Here is a 21,241-nt window from a genome sequence, read left to right as displayed (position 1 = left end):
TATGAAAAATTTATTTGGAAAAAAAATTAAAAAAAATTACGAACAGTTCTCAAATTATTGGGTACAAAAAGTTGTACATAAAAGAAAAAAAAATAGGTTCGCTTTTTTTGAAGAATACTGTAGGGATAAAAAGGTAATCCATTTTGGATGTACAGATTGGCCTATTTTTGATCCTAATGAGAATTTACATATTAAACTTAATGAAATAACAAATATTTTACATGGTTTTGATATTGACAAGGAGGGAATTGAAAATTTAAAAAAGTATGTATCTCAAGATTATTTTAGTGACTTCAAAGATGTCAACGAAAATTATGATGTTTGTTTGATTCCTGAAACGATAGAACATGTTGATAATGTTAGAACATTTTTAGAAAATGTTTCTAAAATTAAATCTAAAATATTTTTAATAACGGCTCCAAATTGTTTTTCTAAGGAACACTTAAGAAGAAATTTTTATGGAGAAGATTATTTTATTGAAGTTGTCCATCCTGATCATAATTGCTGGTATAGTCCCTATACTCTAAAAAACCAAATTGAAAAATATTCTGAACTTAAAGTGATTGATGTAATTCTTCTTGAAGATGATAAAATGATATGTTGTGTAGCAGAAAAAGTATAATTTTTAATAAGTTTTTTTTTATAATTCCCTATCATAAAATTGGTGGTGCTGAGCGTGTACATATAAACATTATTAAGTCTTTAAAATATAAGCCATTTGTGTTTTTTGATTACTCTGATTCAACACATATTTCAAAAGAATTTAAAGACAATGCTTATTGTTTTTTTATTACAAGCAAAAGGCGAAGGAAATACGCATATTATTTTATTAAAATTATTTCTTATATTTTTCCTGTGACAATTTTTGGCTGTAATAGTAATGTTTTTTATAATTTCATTTCTAGGTTAAAAGGAAAGGTAAAATCTATAGATTTAACACATGCATTTTCTTTTCCCGAAAAAGGGATGGAAATTTCATCATTACCATTTGTTGATTTAATTGATAAGAGAGTTGTTATAAATCAAAAAACAAAAATCGATTATGAACATTTGTATAAAGAAAACAATATCGAAAAAAAACTATTAAATCGATTTGTAATTATTCCTAATGGAATTCTTATATCTGATTTTAAAAATGATATTGATTCTCGTTTTGAAAATTTTACAATTGGATTTGTAGGGAGGAATTCTCCTGAAAAAAGACCTGAATTGTTTTTTGATATAGTTAAAGATTTAAATATAAAATCTAAAGTTATTGGTGATAATTTTGATTTTTATAAGACCCACTTCCCAAATGTTAAATACTTTGAAAATTGTAACGAGCAAAAAACTATTAGAGAACAATTCTCAGAGATCTCACTTTTAATTGTGTCTTCATCACGTGAGGGATTTCCCTTAGTGATTATGGAAGCAATGGAACTAGGTATTCCAGTTATAGCAACAAATGTTGGTAGTATATCGGAGCATATAATAAATCATAAGAACGGATATTTAGGTCCTGTGGAATATTTAGATTTTTTAGATTTTTCAAAATTAATAATAAAAAGGCTCGTTTCGGACAAAGCTCTTTATTTTTCTATTTCAAGTAATGCTAGGGAATATGCAATTTTAAACTTTAATATAAAAAGATTCAAAGACCAGTACAGAAAATTATTTTATGAATAATACATTAATTTCCATTATTGTTCCCTGCTACAACCAAGCGCAATATTTATCGGAAGCATTACAATCAGTTTTGGATCAAACTTATACGGATTGGGAATGTATAATCGTCAATGATGGCAGTCCAGATGATACTGAAGTAATAGCTAAACGATGGTTAGAAAAAGACTCTCGCTTTAAATATATTTATAAAGAAAATGGAGGTTTAAGTAGTGCCAGGAATGCTGGTTTGGATTTGTCTATTGGAGATTATATTCAGTTTTTAGATAGTGATGATGTTTTAGAATGTAATAAGTTACAGTGCCAATCTCAATTTTTTTATAAAAATATTGATGTTCTAATTTCGGGTTACAGATATTTTGAAGATAATGAAGGTATTTCTAATTTAAGAATTATTGGACGAAACAATTTCATACCTGAAACCATAATTAATTATGATGACACAATAGATTTAAAAAAACTTTTTGACATTAAAAACCCATTTGTAATATGTGCCCCTTTATATAAAAAAAGTATTTTTCACAAAATAGGCAATTTTGATGAACAACTTAATTCTCTCGAAGATTGGGATTTTAATTTACGTTGCGCTATTAATGACATAAGTTTTCATCATATTGGATATTTTCCAAAATCAAAAGTTTTAGTTAGACTTCATGAGAATAGTATGATGCGGAAAAATAATTTAATGAATGCCAATAATAAAAAATTAAAAGAAAAATGGAATAGTGACTTATTGTATCAATCTATTTTTAATGTTAAAAGTACAAATCAAAAAAATGTATCAGGCAATATTTCATTTTTAAAATTAAGCAATTTTAAATCTTTTTTAAAGTTGTTTTTGCCTCCAATTTTTTTAATAATAAAAAGAAAAATATTTAATTCAAGAAATGCCTCAAAATAAAATACAATTTCTAGCTTATTATTTGCCTCAATATCATCCCATTCCTGAAAATGATTTGTGGTGGGGAAAAGGATTTACAGAATGGACCAATGTTGCTAAGGCAAAACCTTTATTTAAAGGACATAATCAACCAATTCTGCCAGGAGAGCTAGGTTTTTATGATTTAAGAGTATCAGAAGTTCAAGAACAACAAGCTCAATTAGCGCAAGAATATGGTATAGATGGTTTTATATATTATCAATATTGGTTTGGTAATGGTAAAATGTTATTGGAAAAACCTGCTGAAGCAATGCTCAAAAATAAAAACATAAGCTTTCCCTTTTGCTTTTGTTGGGCTAATGAAACTTGGAAAGGAATTTGGCATGGTTTAGATAATAATAAGGTATTAATTGAACAAACCTATCAAGGAGAGCAAGGATATAGAGATTATTTTGACTATTTACTTCCTTTTTTTAAAGATGAACGGTATATAAAGATTGATAATAAACCTATGTTTCATGTTTATAAATTTGATGATATTCCTGATATAGATTTATTTTTGGAAGTTTTTAATAGATTAGCAAAGATAAATGGTTTTGATGGTGTTTGGTTTGTAGCTACTCATGCCAACCCTAAAACTGTAATGTCAAATCCTGAAATTTATGGGCAGGTAGGTGTTGATGTTTTTAATGCTATGCGGTATGAGCAATCATTTAAATTTCGATCAGGAACTTTTTTTGGTAAAGTCGAAAGAAAAGTAAATAAAAAGTTTCATTTCTCATTAGTAAAATGGAATCCATTTATTCTAGATTATGGTATTGCTATTGAAAAACTTAAAGTTAATTTTATTCACAAAAAATATATTGCTTGCGTTTTTCCTAATTGGGATAATTCAGCAAGGATTGGTAAGAAAGCAATGATTTTTAAAAATGCTACACCTGAAAATTGGGGAAAACATCTCAAAATGACTTTAAAAGAAGTAAAAAATAATCAAGAAAATCCTCCTTTTGTAGTTATTAAATCATGGAATGAATGGGCAGAGGGAAATCATTTAGAACCTGATGCTAATTTTGCACGCGAATGGTTAGAAGTAATTAATAAAATAAAGAATACTGTTTTGCCTCCAAAACAATATTGAATTTAATCTTATTAGAATTTAGTAATAAAATAATGAATAAAAGACAACTATTAATAGTTTCAAAAAAAATACCTTATCCATTAAGTCAAGGTGGAGCAATAGCACAGTTTTTCTTTTTAAAAAAATTGGCAACTATTTTTGAAGTTAGTTTTTGTACAATTGTTAATAATGAAAATCAAGAAAGAAACATTGAAAGTCTTAAAAAAGAGATTCCTCAAATAACATTTTTTGTTTATAAAGTAGTAGAGGATAACTCAATAAACTTTTCGGTTTTAAATACTATTAATCAAATTTTTGATAAGTTTAAAAAACGTTTAAAAAACAAAGTTTTCAATCTTTATTCAAAAACTAATAATGCTCCTACCATTATTAGTTTTGATAGTAATTTTTGTTATGAAAATGAAAAGTTTCTCAAATTTTTTATTGATCTAGTTAACAATCAAAGTTTTGATATTATACAGTTAGAGTTCTTTGAAACTATTTCATTGCTTTCAGTGATACCAGAGAATATAAAAAAAGTATTTGTGCATCACGAAATAAGAAGCAAGAGAAATAGTTTGTTAAGTAGTTCTAATGTAGTTTATAGAGATTATATAAAAAATATCACTTTGGTTATAGAGAACTCTTTGTTGAATCGAGCGGATAGTATTATTGTTTTTAACGAAGAGGATAAATACTATTTAAAAGAATTGAAGGCGCCTGTTTTAATCAGTCCTTTTGGGATTCCAAAGCAGCTTATAGTTAAACAAGAAGTGTCTCCTTTTTTTAATAAATTTATTTTTATTGGCAGTGAATTTCATTACCCAAATAAAGAAGGTTTAGAGTGGTTTTTAGACACTATTTTTCTACCAAACTCTAACATTATTGATTGGCCTATTTATATAACAGGCTTTTGGGATGGAAATTTTAAAAAAAAATATAAAAACAATAAGAATATTGTTTTTACAGGATATATAAAAAATCTTGAGTCCGTTTATGAAAATTCTATTTTGGTTGGTCCAATTTTGTCAGGGAGTGGAGTAAGAACTAAAATTTTAGAAGCCTTTGCAAATAAAATACCTGTCATTTCTACACCTTTTGCGAGTGAAGGATTATATAAAACTACAGAACTATTAAATCATATTATTCATTTTAATTCTTCTTTAGATTTTCTAGAAGTATTTGATAAAATAAACGGCAAAAGTGATTTTTTAATTGATTTAGGTAATAGTGGTTTTAAGTATTTTTCTGAGAATTTTGATGAAGAAATCTTGCTTGAAAAACGTCTAAAAGCCTATCTTGATTAATAATTTATTTATGAAAAACATAAAGCTTTCAATAGTAATTCCCTATTATAAAATAAATTTTTTTGGAGCAACCTTAGAATCCTTAGCTAATCAAACCAATAAACAATTCAAAGTTTATATCGGAGACGATGCGAGTCTTGATAATCCAAAAGAATTACTAGATAAATATCAAGATCAATTTAATTTTGTTTATCAAAAATTTGAGGAAAATCTAGGAGGAATATCTTTAGTTCAGCAATGGAATCGATGTATTGCCCTTTCTAGTAATGAAGATTGGATTATAATTTTGGGGGATGATGATGTGCTTGAAAGTAATTGTGTCGAATCTTTTTATTCAAATTTAAAAGAAATAGAAGATTTGGATAGTACTGTAGTACGCTTTGCAACGCAGGTTGTTGATAAAAACGGTAAAACAATATCCAAAATTCATCAACATCCTAAAATAGAAATAGCAGGTGATTTTTTGATTAGAAAGTTTAAAGGAGGAACTCGCAGTTCTTTGAGCGAGTATGTTTTTAAAAAGGAAGTTGTAGATAAGGTACAATTTAAAGATTTTCCTTTGGCTTGGTATAGTGATTTATTAGCAGTCTTAGAATTCTCGAGATGGAAAGAAATTTTCACTATTAATGAAGCAATAGTTTATTTTAGATTAAGTGGAATAAATATTACAAGCAGAACTGATGATAGTGTAATCAAAAATATTGCTACGTTTCAGTTTTACCATTTTTTGTTACATAAGTATGACACTAAATTATCTAAGCAATTAGTTCAAGAAATTTTTAATCGTATTGAAAAAACATTATTAGATAACAAGAAAAATCTTAAGCGTTGGTCACAACTTTTTTCATTGTATCTTAAGTTCTTGCAGTTCAAAAGATTTTTCACTTTAAGTTTAAAGATAAAAAAAAGTATTAGATGAGGTTTTTAGTTATTGTTCAAGATTTAAGGGTTTCAGGAACAAGTGAGGGTATCGTTTCTCGTTCTTTTATTGCTAAATTGAGAAAAACCTATCCAAAATCTGTAATTGATTCAGTTTATATTGCACATTCTGAAACTGAAGATCGCTTGGATTTGTTACCCGTTGATACAATTAAAAAACATATCGTCAACACTAAAGTTCCTTTCTGGACTTTATTTTGGAATAGGTTTTATTGGAGGTTGTTTCATGTTTCTTTAAAAGAACGTTATATTCATAAACAATATGCAAAAGTTATTGAATTGTTAGATTATACAATTTACGATCATATTTTTATTAGAAGTGCAGGAATAGATCACGAAATGATTTTGGCAACTCATAATTTACCAATTCTAAAAAAAACAATAATTAATTTTCACGATCCATATCCACTATCTTGGTATGTTGGCTCTAAAACTAATTTTTCTAAATTAGAATTTTTCAGGTTGAAACGAATGATGCAAATCGTTGGTCAAGCTAAAACCTGTTCGAGTTCCGCACAATGGATGTCTCATGATTTAGAACATTTATATGCATCAAAAAAGAAGTTTTATACTTTGCCACACCAATTTGATGAGACAGTATTTGATTTGTCTGATAAAAGTCAAATGTTAGCTAAAAATAAAAAGATTAGCATTTCTTATCATGGAGCTTTGATGTTTGGTAGAAATATTGAGAATTTATTGATTGCCTATCAAGAATTATTGCAAGAAGATGTTATTTATAAAGAAAATACAGAATTTGTATTAAGACTGAAAGGAGATGGAATACAACAATTAAAACAAAAATTTAGCTCAATAGAAAATCTTCAGATTTTGGATTGTTTGAATTTTTCTAACTCATCAAATGAGCAAATTCACGACAGTGATATTGTTATTATTCTCGAAAACGGCCCTTTGTATTGTAATGTTTTAGTTGGAAAAGCACCTTTTTTGGCTGCTTTTGGCAAACCTGTTTTATGTGTTTCTCCTAAAAAAAGCGAATTGAGAGAAATTATTACAGACAAAAAGTTCATTGCAAATATGAATAATGTACAAGAGATAAAAGAAAAATTAAAGGCTTTGATAGATCATAGAATGATTTCTAACGAAAAAGTAAACCCATTTGGAGATTACTTCTCCGATGCTAATTTTAAAAAGCAGTTGTATAAAATACTTAATCATTTAGAAGATGATAAATGAAATAAAAGAAATTATAAAGAGAAAAATTTATAAAAGATATAATATTAGCTTTTCTAAATCAGGAGAAGATATGCAGTTAAAACAAATTTTAAAGGTTAATAGAATAGGCGTTTATGTTGATGTTGGCTGTTGGGATCCTGTTAAAGCTTCTAATTCTTATTATTTTCATTTGAGAGGTTGGAAAGGAATTTGCGTTGACCCTAATCCTAAAATGCAAACACTATTTACCAAAAAAAGGAAATCAGATATTTTTATTAATAATGCTGTAGGGATAGGTAATGAAACATTGACCTATTATATGTTAGAAGATGCTTTTTCCTCTATGAATACATTAGATTATAGTTTTATAAAAGAACATAACTTAGAAAATAAAATTGTAGAAAAAAAAGAGATTCAAACAGTTAGTTTAAAGTCAATATTATCGAAACATTTAGAAAAAGATGAAGTGATTGATTTTTTAGATATAGATGTTGAAGGATTTGATTTGGAAGTTTTACAATCTAATGATTGGGAAAGATTCAGACCAAAAATAATTTTAGTAGAATCTAATACTGATTTGAAAAATGATTTGCAAAGTGAAATTACAAAATATTTGCAGAGTAAAGAATATAGAATAATATGTAAAACGTTAATAAGTGGAGATTTAGGTAATGTTTTTTTTGAAGATATTAGATTATAATGCGAGTAGGAACCAATCCACGTAAAAACGGAAAACACGAAAAGATTAATTATCTTCATCAATTAATCATTCCCGTTTATATTCCTAATAACGAAGGGTATTTCAGCGACTGTTTTAAAATTTTACAACTTTGCTTGAATTCTTTGTTTAAAACGGTTCATTCCAAAACCTTTATTACTATTGTTAATAATGGGAGTTGTGAGGAAGTAGTGAATTATCTCAATGGACTTTATAACAATGGATTTATAAAGGAACTCATTCATACCACAAATATTGGTAAAAATAATGCAGTATTAAAAGGGTTGAAAGGACATTATTTTATGTATGTAACTATAGCTGATGCCGATGTTCTTTTTTTGAATGGATGGCAAAATGAAACAATGAAAGTTTTTAATACGTTTCCTAAAGCTGGAGTTGTTGGAATAGTCCCTCAATTAAAATCATTTTCGTATTTATGTGCGAATGTATTATTTGATAATTTTTTTTCAAATAAATTAAAATTCACAAAGGTTATTAACCCAGAAGGAATAAAACATTTTTATAAAAGCATTGGTTGGGATAATGACTATAATAAAGAATATTTGCGTTATCAATTAACGATTTCAGACAGTTCAAATTGTAAAGCAGTAATTGGTTCTGGGCATTTTGTGGCAACCTACAAGAATGAAGTTTTGGAACAAAATTTAAAAATAAAAATAGATGAATATATAAGTTCAAAGTTTGATCGATTGCTGTTTGATGTTCCAGTTACTAAAAAAGGAGGTTGGCGTTTAACAACGGAGAATAATTATGCCTATCATATGGGGAACGTTTATGAAGAGTGGATGCAAAAAGTATTAGATGATTTAGAAGATGAAAGTAAAAGAATGATTCCTTTATATTCTAGGTCTATTTTAAAAAGTAATAAAATAATGTATTTTATTAAAAATAAATTATTCAATAAATTATTAAAAAATAATTTTTTTCTTCGTCACTTCTATATTAATAAAAGATTGCCAAAAGATATCGCACAGAACTATTAAAATATATGAAGCCTACTTTTTCTATACTTATCACTACCAAAAACCGTAAAGATGCTTTAGCATTTACATTAGTTAAAATCCAACATTTATTAATTAGAGAAGAGGTCGAATGTATTATTTGCGATGATGGCTCTACAGACAATACAGTGTCATTTTTACAATCCAATTATCCAGAAATCCAATTAATTCAAAATAAAAAAAGTGAAGGGTTAATTTACAGTCGCAATAGACTCATGAGCATAACAACGGCTGAATTTGCTATTTCAATAGATGATGACTTGCATTTTGTTACACAAAATCCTTTAGTCATTATTCAAAAAGCTTTTGATGCGAATCCCCAAATAGGATTGTTGAGTTTTAGAATTTTTTGGGATTTAGAAGCACCAGAAAGCACAGATTGTAATGAGGTTTCACATCGAATGAAAAGTTTTGCAGGAGGTGCAAATGTATGGCGTATGGCTGCTTGGCGAGAGGTTCCAAATTACCCAGCTTGGTTTGTGTTTTATGGAGAAGAAGATTTTGCATCGTATCAGTTATTTAAAAGCAAATGGGAAATTCATTATTTACCCGAGGTTTTAGTAAATCATAGAGTAAATGTTAAAGCTAGAAAAAAAGACACCGATTATAGTTTGCGTTTGCAACGTTCCTTACGTTCGGGTTGGTATCTTTATTTTTTATTTTATCCAATTCCAGTTATTCCTCGAAAATTATTTTATACACTTTGGATTCAACTAAAAACGAAAGTGTTAAAAGGTGATTTGAAAGCATTAAAAGCAGTTTTGTTAGCTATGTTAGATGTTTTGTTGGCTATTCCAAAGATTATTAAAAATTCAAATAGGCTGTCAATGAAGGAATATAAGGAATATCAGAAACTAGAAGAAACTAAATTGTATTGGAGACCAGGGGATAAATAAACTGTTATATGAAAACCATCGCAATAATTCCAGCACGAGGAGGTTCGAAGAGATTACCTTATAAAAACAGATTGGCATTGGGAGGTATCCCTCTTATAGTACATAGCATTTTATATGCGCAACAGCACGATTTTATTGATGATATTTATGTTTCTACAGATGATGAGGTAATAAAGAATATTGCATTACAATATGGTGTAAAAGTAATTGACAGACCAGTTGCTATTTCAGGAGATTTAGAGCCAACAGTTTCCGCACTTAAAAATGTATTAGAACAAATAGGAGAAGTGGTAGAGAATGTTATTTTGTTGCAACCCACAAATCCATTACGTCCAAAAGAATTATTAAAGGATGCTTTTGAAGTCTATCAAAAAAACAATTGTGATAGTTTATTTACAGTTACTAGAAATCATCAAAAATTAGGAAAACTTAGTAATGGTGTTTTTATTCCATTTAACTATACAATAGGACAACGTTCTCAGGATTTAGAACCTTTATTTTATGAAAATGGATTACTTTATATAACAAAAGCAAATTTGATTCAAGAAGATATAATTATTTCTGATAAAGCTTTCCCTTTTGAAGTAGATCATATTTTTGCTACGATTGATATTGATACCGTAGAGGATTTTCAATATTCAGAATTAATATTAAATAATTATAGTAATGAATAAGTCATTAAAGAAATATCTTAAAGAATTATTATTTAGTATGGGATACAAAATATCTAAGATTAATAATATTCAATTACAAAATTCTAATCCCTTTTTAGCATGTAAGGCTAAAATTAAAACAAATAAACCAGTTGTTTTTGACATAGGAATGAATCATGGACAAACTCTAAATAAAATTTTAGAAATTTTCCCTGAATCATTTGTATATGGTTTTGAAGCGAGTAAATATTGTTTTAAAGATTTGATTTTGAGTTATAGTGACAAAAAAAATGTTGTAATGAATAATACAGCGATGGGAGATATTGAAGGAATTCTGAAATTTAACGAGTATTCATGGGACGCAATGAATTCATTTTTAGAAAGGTCATACGGAAAAGCTCATATTATTGAAACTTATGATGTAAATGTTACAACAGTTGATGATTATTGTTTTAAAAATCAAATTGCAAAAATCAATTTATTAAAAAGTGATACCGAAGGTTTTGAATTGAAAGTTTTAAAAGGGGCAAAAAAAATGATGATTGAAAATAAGATTCAATTTGTATTGATCGAGTTGTTTTTTGATTTAAATTTTTTTGAACAATCTTCAGTAGGTGAGATTTTTTCTTATTTAGAGAATAATGATTTTTCATTAGTTAAATTTTATGATTTTAGTTTAACTGGTGACGGTTTAGCTTCTAAGAGTGATGCTTTATTTATAAATAATAAGTTTTAAAATTTCGCAAAAAAATTTAAAATTATGAACCCATACATAGAAATCGCAGGTAGGAAAATAGGTTTAGATTTTCCGCCACTAGTTATTGCTGAAATCGGAATCAATCACGAAGGTTCTTTGCAAACAGCCAAAGAAATGGTTGACGCTGCAAAAAGAGCAGGTGCTGAAGTGGTAAAACATCAAACGCATATTGTAGAAGATGAAATGAGTGGAGCTGCTAAAAAAGTGATTCCAGGCAATGCGGATGTTTCTATTTATGAAATAATGGAACGTTGTTCACTCAATGAAGCGGACGAATTAGAATTAAAAAAGTATGTTGAAAATAAAGGAATGATTTTTATATCAACTCCTTTTTCTCGCGCAGCAGCCGAAAGATTGAAAAAATTTGATATTCCCGCCTACAAAATTGGTTCAGGTGAGTGTAATAATTATCCTTTATTAGAGCACATTGCTTTGTTTGGTAAACCTGTTATTTTGAGTACAGGAATGAATACGATCGAAAGTGTTCAGAAAGCAGTAGCGATATTTGACAAACACAATGTTCCAGTAGCTTTGTTACACACCACCAATTTATATCCAACACCAATTCATTTGGTGCGTTTTGGTGCAATGGTCGAATTGTATGAATCTTTTCCAGACAAAGTCTTCGGATTGTCAGATCACACGTTGAATAATAATGCTTGTTTAGGAGCAGTAGCTTTGGGAGCGAGTATTTTAGAACGTCATTTTACAGATCACATGCAACGTACAGGTCCAGATATTGTTTGTAGTATGGATGAAAAAGCCTGTCAAGAATTAATTAACTCTTCAGCCGAAATAGCATTGATGCGTGGTGGAACTAAAAAACCAGCAGACGAAGAGCAAGTCACAATTGATTTTGCTTTTGCAACGGTTTGTTCTATAACAAATATTAAAAAAGGGGAAGTGTTTTCTAAAGAAAATATTTGGGTAAAACGTCCAGGAACAGGAAAAATACTAGCGGTACATTTTAATGATGTTCTTGGTAAAATTGCTACTAGAGATATTAAAAATGATGAACAATTAGTTTGGGATGATATTGAATGAAATTCCATTCATTTTAGTAATAAAGTTTTTAAATAAAAAACAGTCTCGACTGCGCTCAACGTGACAGCAGAATAAAACAATTGTCCAATCGAGCGCAATCAAATAACATTGTCAAATCGAGCGCAGTCGAGATTGAGCTTAATAAGAATAAAAAAACGTCTCGACTGCGCTCGACGTGACAGTAATATAGAAAGGTTTGTACAATTGAGCACAACCAAATAACATTGTCCAATCGATCGCAGTCGAGATTGAGCACAATAAGAATAAAAAAGCGCCTCGACTTCGCTCGACATGACAGCAGAATAAAACAAGTGTCAAATCGAGCGCAGTCGAGATTGAGCTTTATAAGAATAAAAAAGCGTCTCGACTGCGCTCGACGTGACAGTAATATAGAAAGGTTTGTCCAATTGAGCACAACCAAATAACATTGTCAAATCGAGCGCAGTCGAGATTGAACTTAATAAGAATAAAAAAGCGCCTCGACTTCGCTCGACATGACAGCAGAATAAAACAATTGTCCAATTGAGCGCAACCAAATAACATTGTCAAATCGAGCGCAGTCGAGATTGAGCTTAATAAGAATAAAAAAACGTCTCGACTGCGCTCGACGTGACAGTAATATAGAAAGGTTTGTCCAATTGAGAACAACCAAATAACATTGTCCAATCGATCGCATTCGAGATTGAGCTTAATAAGAATAAAAAAACGTCTCGACTGCGCTCGACGTGACAGTAATATAGAAAGGTTTGTCCAATTGAGAAAAACCAAATAACATTGTCCAATCGATCGCAGTCGAGATTGAGCACAATAAGAATAAAAAAGCGCCTCGACTTCGCTCGACATGACAGCAGAATAAAACAAGTTTCCAATCGAGCGCAAGGAAATAAAATTGTCAAATTGAGCGCAGTCGAGATTGATCTTAATAAGTATTAAATAAAAAACCGTCTCGACTGCGCTTGACGTGACAGTAATATAGAAGATTTGTCCAGTAGAGCGCATTCGAGATCATCTTAGCTAAATGCCTTAGTCCAAATTAAAATTGAAAGTTTTAGAATGAAAAAAATACTCTTCCTAACAGGAACACGAGCTGATTTTGGCAAAATAAAATCATTGATTTCAACTCTTGATAGGGATCAAGATTTTGAAGTTTTTGTTTTTGTTACAGGAATGCATTTGCAGGAGCAATATGGATATACCCTCATTGAAATTGAGCGCTGTAATTTTAAAAACATTCATACTTTCGAAAATCATACTCATGAGACTACGATGGATTTAACTTTGGCAAAAACCATCGAAGGGTTGTCGGCTTACTGTAAACAGGTCAAACCTGATTTGATTGTTGTTCACGGCGATAGACTAGAAACTTTAGCAGGTGCTATTGTAGGTTCTTTAAATAATATTTTGGTAGCTCATATAGAAGGAGGAGAATTATCAGGTACTGTGGATGAATTGATTCGTCATAGTGTGAGTAAATTGAGCCACATACATTTTGTGTCTAATAATGAGGCCGCTAAACGATTGAAGCAAATGGGCGAAATAGAATCTTCCATTTTTACCATTGGTTCACCCGATATTGATATTATGTTTTCGGATAATTTGCCTGATTTATCGGTTGTAAAAAAATACTATGATATTAGTTTTGAAAACTATGCCATTGTAATGTTTCATCCTGTTACGACCGAGGTAAATCATATGCAATCGTATGCAGAAACTTTTGTAAAATCATTAGCAGCCGATAATCATAATTATGTAGTTATCTATCCAAATAATGATTTGGGAAGCCAATTTATAATAGAAGAATATAAAAAATTAAAAGACAATTCCCGATTCCGGATTTTTCCGTCACTTCGGTTTGAATATTTTTTGACATTATTAAAGAATAGTCAGTTTATAATAGGTAACAGTAGCGCAGGAATTCGGGAAGCACCTTATTATGGAATTCCTATTATAAATATAGGTACACGTCAACAAAATAGAGCAGTTCAAGCCGATATTATTAATGTTGATTATGGATTTCAAGCAATCAAAGAAGCTTTATCAGTTATTGATACTCATAAAATTAAAAGGTCAGATGCCAGTTTTGGAAAAGGAAATAGTACAGCATTATTTCTCGAGTGTCTTCAAAAAGAGAATATTTGGCAGTTGAATCACCAAAAACAATTTAGAGACAGAGAATGAGTTTTTTAAAGACAATTAAAAATTGGTACTATATTTCTTTAAAGGTAAAAAGTAGGCTTCTATTTGGTAAACCTGTTTTAGTAATGATGTATCATAGAATTAATAATTCCGTTGGAGAAAAATTAACAGGATTGTCAGTTGATATTTCTAATTTTGAAAAGCATTTACTTTTTTATAAAAATAATTTTCAAATTCTAAGACTAGAGGAAGAGTGGACTTCTCTAAAAAAAACGGGACTTGTAATTACGTTTGATGATGGTTATGCGGATAATATTATAAATGCATTACCGCTATTAGAGAAATATCAGCTACCTGCAACCATTTTTGTAACGACTTTAAATATAGACTCTAAAGACGAGTTTTGGTGGGACCGTTTGGTTTTTGATTATTCCAATTGCAAGGAATCATTTTTTGTTCCGAATCAAAATAACGCAATTTCAAAATCAAATCGTTCCTATAAGATTCTTACTGATTTTGTTCATGCATTGCGAAATGAAGACAAAGAGGAATGGTTTTTAGCGTTTGAAAAGATAAATAATATCTCTTTTATACATAGAGAAGAATTTCGTTCATTGACAAATTCAGAGTTGAAGTTTTTATCAGAGCATCCTTTGATTTCAATAGGAATACATACACATAACCATTACTCTTTAGGAACTTTGAGTTATGAAGAGCAAAAAAAAGAGTTGCAATTATCGATACAAAACTTAAACGAATTAATAACTCAGAATATAAAATATCTGGCTCTGCCTCATGGTTCCTATAATCAAGATACAATTGAGGTTATGAATGATTTGAATTTGTCAGCAGTTTTATTAGCTAATAATTATTATTCAAGTAGTAAAAATAAAGCCAGTAGAAAAATTTATAGAATTTTGATGCCTAATATTAAGGATAATGAATTAAGAAATTATATTAAAAAATATAATTTTAAAATTTGGTAGAATTTAAAATTTAAAATACTCAGTCACATTTTAACATAAGATGATAAAAAATATTAAAAGTAAATTCGATAGCGAAACCAAGCTCAAAACAAAAAATTTAGTCAATAAAATTAAAGCTTTTTTTGTCTTTAATAATTTAACAACCTTAGCAAAAATATTTGGAACTGATAAATGGGGATATCATTATTATACAAAACATTATCAAAAACATTTCCGTCCATTTAAATATAAAAAGATTAAATTATTGGAAATAGGAGTTGGAGGTTACCATATTCCAACGAATGGAGGCAATTCATTACGTATGTGGAAGGCTTATTTTTGCTTAGGTAAAATATATTCACTTGATATTTATGACAAATCACCACATGAAGAGCATAGAATAAAAATTTATCAAGGAAGTCAGGTTGATCAAAAATTTTTAATGTCAATTTGTGAAGAGATTGGAGATTTAGATATTATAATTGATGATGGTAGTCATATTAATGAACACGTAATAAAGACGTTCGAATATTTATTTCCTAAACTTAAGAATGGCGGTATTTATGTAATTGAAGATACGCAAACTTCCTATTGGAAAGAATATGGTGGAACATCAGAAAATTTTAATCAAGATGGAACCATCTATTTCTATTTTAAAAGATTAATTGAAGCATTAAACAATGAGGAATTTATGATAGATGGATATGAAAAAAATTATTATGACAAGCATATTGTTTCAATGCATTTTTACCACAATATGATTTTTATATATAAAGGAGAAAATAATGAACCATCAACTTATTTGAAAAATAATCAAATAAAAAATGAATAAATCCCCTATTGCTATTTTAACTACTGTTGCTAATTTTGAACTTTATCAAAAAACAGTTCAATTATTTCCTGAAAATGTTCAGAAATATGTAATTGATGGAAGAAATGGCATGCACGGAATTCATAGTATTCTGTTTATGATTAATAAATTGAAAGGAAAAGGAATTGAATGGTTAGTGATGGCAGACGAAGATGTAGTTTTTAAAAATTCAGAAGCTGTTTTTTCTATTATTGAAAAAATGAAAAATAATGATATAACAGTTTGCGGGGTTCGCGATGGTGGGATTATTTCACATCGGAATTACAATCCCTATTTGATTAATACGTTTTTTTCAATACTTAATTTCAAAGAAATTGAAGTTATTTGGAATGAAAAAGAAATGCTTAGCAATCAGTTCCTTACTGAAAATGAATTTGATGATGAAGTTGCAAAATTGTTTTATGAATATGATATTTCAAGTCTTTATGAACCTTATTATTGTTTCTATTTATGGTTAAGAAGAAAAGGAAAGAAATTTCTTTTTTTAGATTCTGTTATGGAAGAAGATGGGGTTTCAAATAACGTGATTTTTAATGATGAAATAATTTTATGCCATACTTGGTATGCTAGAAGTTATGGTTTAAGTGAAAAACATACCAAAAGAATAAATAATTTATTAGGTAAAGCTTTAAATTTTGAAATTAATAGAAAACAGCAAAAGTCGAAAATTATTTTTTACAAAAAGAAAACATTTGCAATTGAACAAATGATTAAAAAACAGTATAGGCGAATTTGTTTAAAATTAAAGTAATGAAAAAACTAGCAATAGTTATAACAGACGGAGTAGGATTTAGAAATTTTATTCTAAGTGATTGTAAAATCAACTAAAAATCACTTTATATTAATACTAATCTTTACATATATTATTATTTATGTTAATAATTATTAATTATCATTACATTAGGAAGGATTTTACGTCTAAATTTCGAAGTATTTTTGGAGTTACTCCAGATTTATTCGAACAACAGTTAATTTCTTTAAAAAGTCAAGGAGATTATATTAGTGCTAATGATTTAATAATTAATAGCGATAAAATTTTAAACTCAAAAAATAAATATTTTTTTGTCACTTTTGATGACGGTCTTAAAGAGCAATATAAATTTGCCTTGCCTATTTTAGAAAAATTAAGAATACCTGCTATGTTTTTTGCAAATTCAAGAAATTTTCAAGATAAAAAAGTTAGTACAGTTCATAAAATACATTTGTTGAGAAGCATTATATCGACTAAAGATTTTACTAAAATTTTGAATAATCAAGGTCAATCCTTTTTGCTATCAAAGTCTGATTTAATTAAAGCTAAAAGCACATATGTTTATGATAATCCAGAGGATGCATCACTTAAATATTTACTTAATTTTAAAATTAATTTTTCTCTTCAAGAAAAATTAATAAAAAATATTTTTAATATTTATTTTGATGAATGTGAAATTTTAAATAATCTTTATATGAGTGAAAATGAGATTGTTGATTTGAGTAAAAGAAATTTTTTGGGTAGTCACACTCATAATCATTATCCAATTGGTTTATTGTCTCAAACAGAAATTGAATTTGAACTTAAAAATTCTAAATTATTTTTCGAAAAAATAACTCAGTCAACTATTTCTATGGTATCTTATCCTTACGGAACACCAGACGCATGTAATGCTGAGGTTGCTAATAATGCAAAAAGTGTAGGCTATAAATTTGGATTTACAACAACAAGAGGTAGTAATAATAAAAATAATAATAAGCTTCTTTTAAATCGGTATGACTGTAATGATTTATCTGATGTGAATATAATATCGGAAGAGCTATGATTTTAAGAGAAGCAATAATCGATGATTGGGAAAAATTATTAATTTTTTTTACTAAAATTTATAGAAATGACCATCCATTACAAAACAAATTATTTTGGGAATGGCAGTACGGAAATCCTAAATATGGTCGTTCATTTATTTGCTTAAATACTAATAATGAAATAGTAGGACATGTTGGAGCAAATTTTCAAGGAAACATAGCTTGGATTATTAATGTTTATCTAACTGAGGAATTTAGAGGCAAAGGGATTTTAGGAAGACTATATGACCTTGCTCGCGATTATTATCCATTAGCGGCAACTTCAGCTAATGAAGCTGGATTAGGCTTATATAAAAATATGCGCTGGATTAGATATTATGATTTGGTTCGTTATGTTAAAATAAATCCAAATTTAAAAGATATAAGTTTAAAGAATGTTTGCTCAGAGGTTCAAGTTGATATTAAAAACTTCAAAAATAAAGATTCTCATTATTTTCAGCAACCTTCAATAAAAGGAATAATATTGAACGGAGATTCTGAAGCAGTTAGTCAAGAAAACGTTGGAGGTTTGCGAGTAGTTTCATTTGATAATTTGCAGAAATTAGAAAATAAGGTTTGGGAAATAGGATATAATTGGATGGATTATATTACTTCATGGAATGATTTAAAAACTATAGATTTGGAGAAGAATGGTTGGGTTTTAGATTTTAAATCGGTTGTGCCTTGGCGATTAAATCCATTAGAAGAAAATTATTTTTGTGATGTTACCTTTCTTTCTGAGGAACCATTATGCAAAGAATTTATTATAAAAAGATCTCATTCCGATCATGGAAGAGTAGGAAGTATTATATAAGAAATCATGAAAAACTTAGGTATTGTAATTACAGATGGTGTTGGTTTTCGAAATTATATATTAACAGAATTTATTGAAGAAGCAAAATCTAATTTTGATAACGTTATAATTTTTTCCTGTTTACCAAAATCAGTTTATGATGATTTGAATTTGAAATGTGAAATAATTGAATTAGATGTTTTTACTGAAAAATTTAAAAATTGGTTTTTTAGAAAAGCTAAAGAAGTAGCTCACTTACAATTGAATAAAAACAATAATTTTGGTATTCAAGATAATTTCAATAGCAATAAAACGAAATCAAAATCCAATCGAGGTTATGCAACTAGATTTATTATAAAATTCACATCCCTATTCCATTCTGAAAAATGGATATTGAGATATAATTATTGGCAACAAAATTCCTTTAAAAACAATAAAGTAACTAAACAATACGAAGAATTATTAAAAGACAATAAAATAACATTATTATTCTTTACACATCAAAGACCTCCTTTTATCGCTCCATTGATTTTTGTCGCTCAAAAACAAAATATAAAAACGGCTACTTTCATTTTTAGTTGGGATAATTTAGCATCTAAGGGAAGAATGGCTGGAAATTTTGATAATTATCTTGTTTGGAGTAACTTAATGAAAACTGAATTATTAACCTTTTATAAATCGGTAAAACAGCATCAAGTAGAAGTTGTTGGAACACCACAATTTGAGCCTTTTACTTATGCAAAAGTTGGATATGCTAAAGAAAGTTTAATAAAAAAATTTAATCTTGACAGCAAAAAGCCAATTGTATTTTTTACTTGTAATGATTCAAGTAGCGAAAATGATCCAATTTACCTTGATTTATTAGCTAATTTTATTCAAACTAATAAATTAAAGAAAGAGGTTAATCTTATTGTAAGGACTTCGCCAGCTGAGGATCCGGATAGATTCAAGGAAATTGCAGAAAAATATGAATTTATTAAATGGAATTTTCCAGATTGGACTATAACAAGATATGGACACCAAGAAGCTTGGACACAGCGAGTCCCATCTGTTCAAGACTTAGATGATCTAAAAACTTTACTACAGCATTGTGAGTTTAATATTAATGTTTTATCAACAATAACTTTAGATGCTTTTATTTTTGATAAACCTGTTATCAATCCAGTTTTTGGAAATACTATAAACTGTATGTTTGATGACCAAAAGTTTCTGAAATATGAGCATTTGAGAAAGTTAGTTGATTCTAAAGCTAGTGAGATAGTTACAAATGAAGAGAGCTTTTTGAATGCAATCAATAAAATTTTATCAGATGGAGATGATAAAAGTAGAGAAAGAAAAGATTTTAATAACTTACAAATCGGAAAACCGCTAGAAGGAACTTCTAAACGAATTGCAACAATTTTAAGAAAATGGAGTCAAGAAAAATAGCGGTTCTTTGTAATTACGAACTCTTGCCCGAGCGAGTAGGCGGCATGGATTATTTTTTTTGGCAGTTTGATGCAAAATGTAAACAGAATAACATTCAGGTCGATTGGTTTTTTCCAAACCAATCCAGCCATGGCGATTATGCAAAACTTACTATTTTTGAAAATAAAGCGAAAAGCATAGAATCTTTTTTTCTAAATCATTGCACTCAAAACAGTTCTAACTATGAGTCTATAATTACTCATTTTATAGAATTATGTACTCCTTTTTTTTATAAAATTAAACAAAAAACTACAGCCAAAATTATTGTAGTAGATCACAATCCAAGGCCTATTAACGGATATCCTTTCAAAAAAAGACTCCAGAAAAGACTAAAAGGAATTTTGTTTTCTAAATACATAGATTTATTTGTAGGTGTTTCTAATTATACCGTGAATGAGATTTTAAAAGACTTTGGTAGTGGTTTAAAAAATAAAACAATTCCTATTTATAATGGAGTTTTAATAAATGATATAAAAGTAAGAACCGAGAGAAATAAGTTCAAACCTACTTTTATGGTTGCTTCTCACTTAAGAGCGTCCAAAGGGATTCAGGATTTAGTACAAGCCGTGATGCTTTTGCCTGATGAAATTAAAAATGAAATTAAAATAGCCATTTTTGGTGAAGGACCTTATAAAGAGAAATTGATTGAATTAATTAAAGAAAAAAAATTAACTGATAATTTTCAATTTATGGGAAGTCAACCCAATTTAAAAGAAATATTTTGTCAGTATGATTACATGCTACAACCCACTCACATGGAATGCTTTAGTCTTTCTGTATTAGAAAGTTTGGCAGCAAATGTACCGGTAATTACCACAAATGTAGGCGGTAATGAGGAAGTAATTACCAATACTGTAAATGGTTTTATTATCAAAGCTAAAGATATTGATTCCTTAGAAAACGTAATAAAAAAAGTATATTTGGGCGATTTTAAAATTACTCAAAATACCAGAACATTAATTGAGAAAGCTTTTTCATTAGATAGCATGGTCGACAATCATTTTAAAATCATTTAATAAAGTT

21 protein-coding genes are annotated in these 21,241 nt (G+C 28.5%); all 21 read left to right on the top strand.

Translation table 11 applies throughout. The annotated features are described in order from the left end of the window. The first annotated feature begins 1 nt into the window (after position 1). Positions 2-622 carry a methyltransferase domain-containing protein gene (locus tag J3S90_RS01765; RefSeq protein ID WP_210644318.1) on the top strand — a complete coding sequence of 207 codons (621 nt, stop codon included), beginning with the start codon at positions 2-4 and terminating at the stop codon, positions 620-622. Between the two features lie 98 nt (positions 623-720). Then, positions 721-1,665, top strand: a complete 945-nt coding sequence (locus tag J3S90_RS01760; RefSeq protein ID WP_210644316.1) for a glycosyltransferase family 4 protein — start codon at positions 721-723, stop codon at positions 1,663-1,665. Continuing rightward, complete coding sequence (locus J3S90_RS01755) at positions 1,658-2,563, top strand: glycosyltransferase family 2 protein (RefSeq protein WP_210644314.1); 906 nt, start codon at positions 1,658-1,660, stop codon at positions 2,561-2,563. Before J3S90_RS01760 ends, J3S90_RS01755 begins: the two co-directional genes overlap by 8 nt. After that, complete coding sequence (locus J3S90_RS01750; RefSeq protein WP_210644312.1) at positions 2,550-3,680, top strand: glycosyltransferase WbsX family protein; 1,131 nt, start codon at positions 2,550-2,552, stop codon at positions 3,678-3,680. The genes J3S90_RS01755 and J3S90_RS01750 overlap by 14 nt, the downstream gene beginning before the upstream one ends. Before the next feature lie 32 nt (positions 3,681-3,712). After that, positions 3,713-4,966: a glycosyltransferase gene (locus tag J3S90_RS01745; protein WP_210644310.1), complete on the top strand. Its 1,254-nt coding sequence runs from the start codon at positions 3,713-3,715 to the stop codon at positions 4,964-4,966. A gap of 10 nt (positions 4,967-4,976) precedes the next feature. Then, positions 4,977-5,885 (top strand): glycosyltransferase family 2 protein, encoded by a 909-nt coding sequence (locus J3S90_RS01740; protein ID WP_210644307.1) that lies wholly within the window; start codon positions 4,977-4,979, stop codon positions 5,883-5,885. Continuing rightward, positions 5,882-7,102: a glycosyltransferase family protein gene (locus J3S90_RS01735; RefSeq protein WP_210644305.1), complete on the top strand. Its 1,221-nt coding sequence runs from the start codon at positions 5,882-5,884 to the stop codon at positions 7,100-7,102. Before J3S90_RS01740 ends, J3S90_RS01735 begins: the two co-directional genes overlap by 4 nt. Further along, a complete protein-coding gene (locus tag J3S90_RS01730; RefSeq protein WP_210644303.1) occupies positions 7,092-7,781 on the top strand; it encodes an FkbM family methyltransferase in 690 nt (229 codons plus the stop codon). The genes J3S90_RS01735 and J3S90_RS01730 overlap by 11 nt, the downstream gene beginning before the upstream one ends. After that, entirely contained in the window at positions 7,781-8,803 is a 1,023-nt protein-coding gene (locus J3S90_RS01725) for a glycosyltransferase (RefSeq protein ID WP_210644302.1), read from the top strand. Before J3S90_RS01730 ends, J3S90_RS01725 begins: the two co-directional genes overlap by 1 nt. A gap of 5 nt (positions 8,804-8,808) precedes the next feature. Continuing rightward, positions 8,809-9,717: a glycosyltransferase family 2 protein gene (locus tag J3S90_RS01720; RefSeq protein ID WP_210644300.1), complete on the top strand. Its 909-nt coding sequence runs from the start codon at positions 8,809-8,811 to the stop codon at positions 9,715-9,717. 8 nt (positions 9,718-9,725) lie between these two features. Further along, positions 9,726-10,391: an acylneuraminate cytidylyltransferase family protein gene (locus J3S90_RS01715; RefSeq protein ID WP_210644298.1), complete on the top strand. Its 666-nt coding sequence runs from the start codon at positions 9,726-9,728 to the stop codon at positions 10,389-10,391. Beyond that, positions 10,384-11,106, top strand: a complete 723-nt coding sequence (locus tag J3S90_RS01710; RefSeq protein WP_210644296.1) for an FkbM family methyltransferase — start codon at positions 10,384-10,386, stop codon at positions 11,104-11,106. The genes J3S90_RS01715 and J3S90_RS01710 overlap by 8 nt, the downstream gene beginning before the upstream one ends. Positions 11,107-11,130: 24 nt before the next feature. After that, a complete protein-coding gene (neuB, locus tag J3S90_RS01705) occupies positions 11,131-12,171 on the top strand; it encodes an N-acetylneuraminate synthase (RefSeq protein WP_210644293.1) in 1,041 nt (346 codons plus the stop codon). 1,053 nt (positions 12,172-13,224) lie between these two features. Continuing rightward, entirely contained in the window at positions 13,225-14,349 is a 1,125-nt protein-coding gene (neuC, locus tag J3S90_RS01700) for a UDP-N-acetylglucosamine 2-epimerase (protein WP_210644290.1), read from the top strand. Continuing rightward, a complete protein-coding gene (locus J3S90_RS01695) occupies positions 14,346-15,293 on the top strand; it encodes a polysaccharide deacetylase family protein (RefSeq protein WP_210644288.1) in 948 nt (315 codons plus the stop codon). Before neuC ends, J3S90_RS01695 begins: the two co-directional genes overlap by 4 nt. A gap of 40 nt (positions 15,294-15,333) precedes the next feature. Next, positions 15,334-16,104: a class I SAM-dependent methyltransferase gene (locus J3S90_RS01690; protein WP_210644286.1), complete on the top strand. Its 771-nt coding sequence runs from the start codon at positions 15,334-15,336 to the stop codon at positions 16,102-16,104. Next, entirely contained in the window at positions 16,097-16,894 is a 798-nt protein-coding gene (locus tag J3S90_RS01685; protein WP_210644284.1) for a hypothetical protein, read from the top strand. The genes J3S90_RS01690 and J3S90_RS01685 overlap by 8 nt, the downstream gene beginning before the upstream one ends. A gap of 121 nt (positions 16,895-17,015) precedes the next feature. Beyond that, positions 17,016-17,939: a polysaccharide deacetylase family protein gene (locus J3S90_RS01680; RefSeq protein ID WP_210644282.1), complete on the top strand. Its 924-nt coding sequence runs from the start codon at positions 17,016-17,018 to the stop codon at positions 17,937-17,939. Continuing rightward, positions 17,936-18,772, top strand: a complete 837-nt coding sequence (locus J3S90_RS01675) for a GNAT family N-acetyltransferase (RefSeq protein ID WP_210644280.1) — start codon at positions 17,936-17,938, stop codon at positions 18,770-18,772. The genes J3S90_RS01680 and J3S90_RS01675 overlap by 4 nt, the downstream gene beginning before the upstream one ends. Positions 18,773-18,778: 6 nt before the next feature. Then, on the top strand, positions 18,779-20,179 hold the full coding sequence (locus J3S90_RS01670) for a hypothetical protein (RefSeq protein WP_210644278.1): 1,401 nt from the start codon (positions 18,779-18,781) through the stop codon (positions 20,177-20,179). Beyond that, positions 20,161-21,234, top strand: a complete 1,074-nt coding sequence (locus tag J3S90_RS01665; RefSeq protein WP_236023867.1) for a glycosyltransferase family 4 protein — start codon at positions 20,161-20,163, stop codon at positions 21,232-21,234. The genes J3S90_RS01670 and J3S90_RS01665 overlap by 19 nt, the downstream gene beginning before the upstream one ends. Positions 21,235-21,241: the final 7 nt, after the last annotated feature.

This window comes from Flavobacterium flabelliforme (assembly GCF_017948675.1).
Lineage (GTDB): Bacteria > Bacteroidota > Bacteroidia > Flavobacteriales > Flavobacteriaceae > Flavobacterium > Flavobacterium pygoscelis.
Note: the sequence above shows the minus strand (reverse complement) of the source record. Positions and strands in the feature narration are given on the sequence as shown.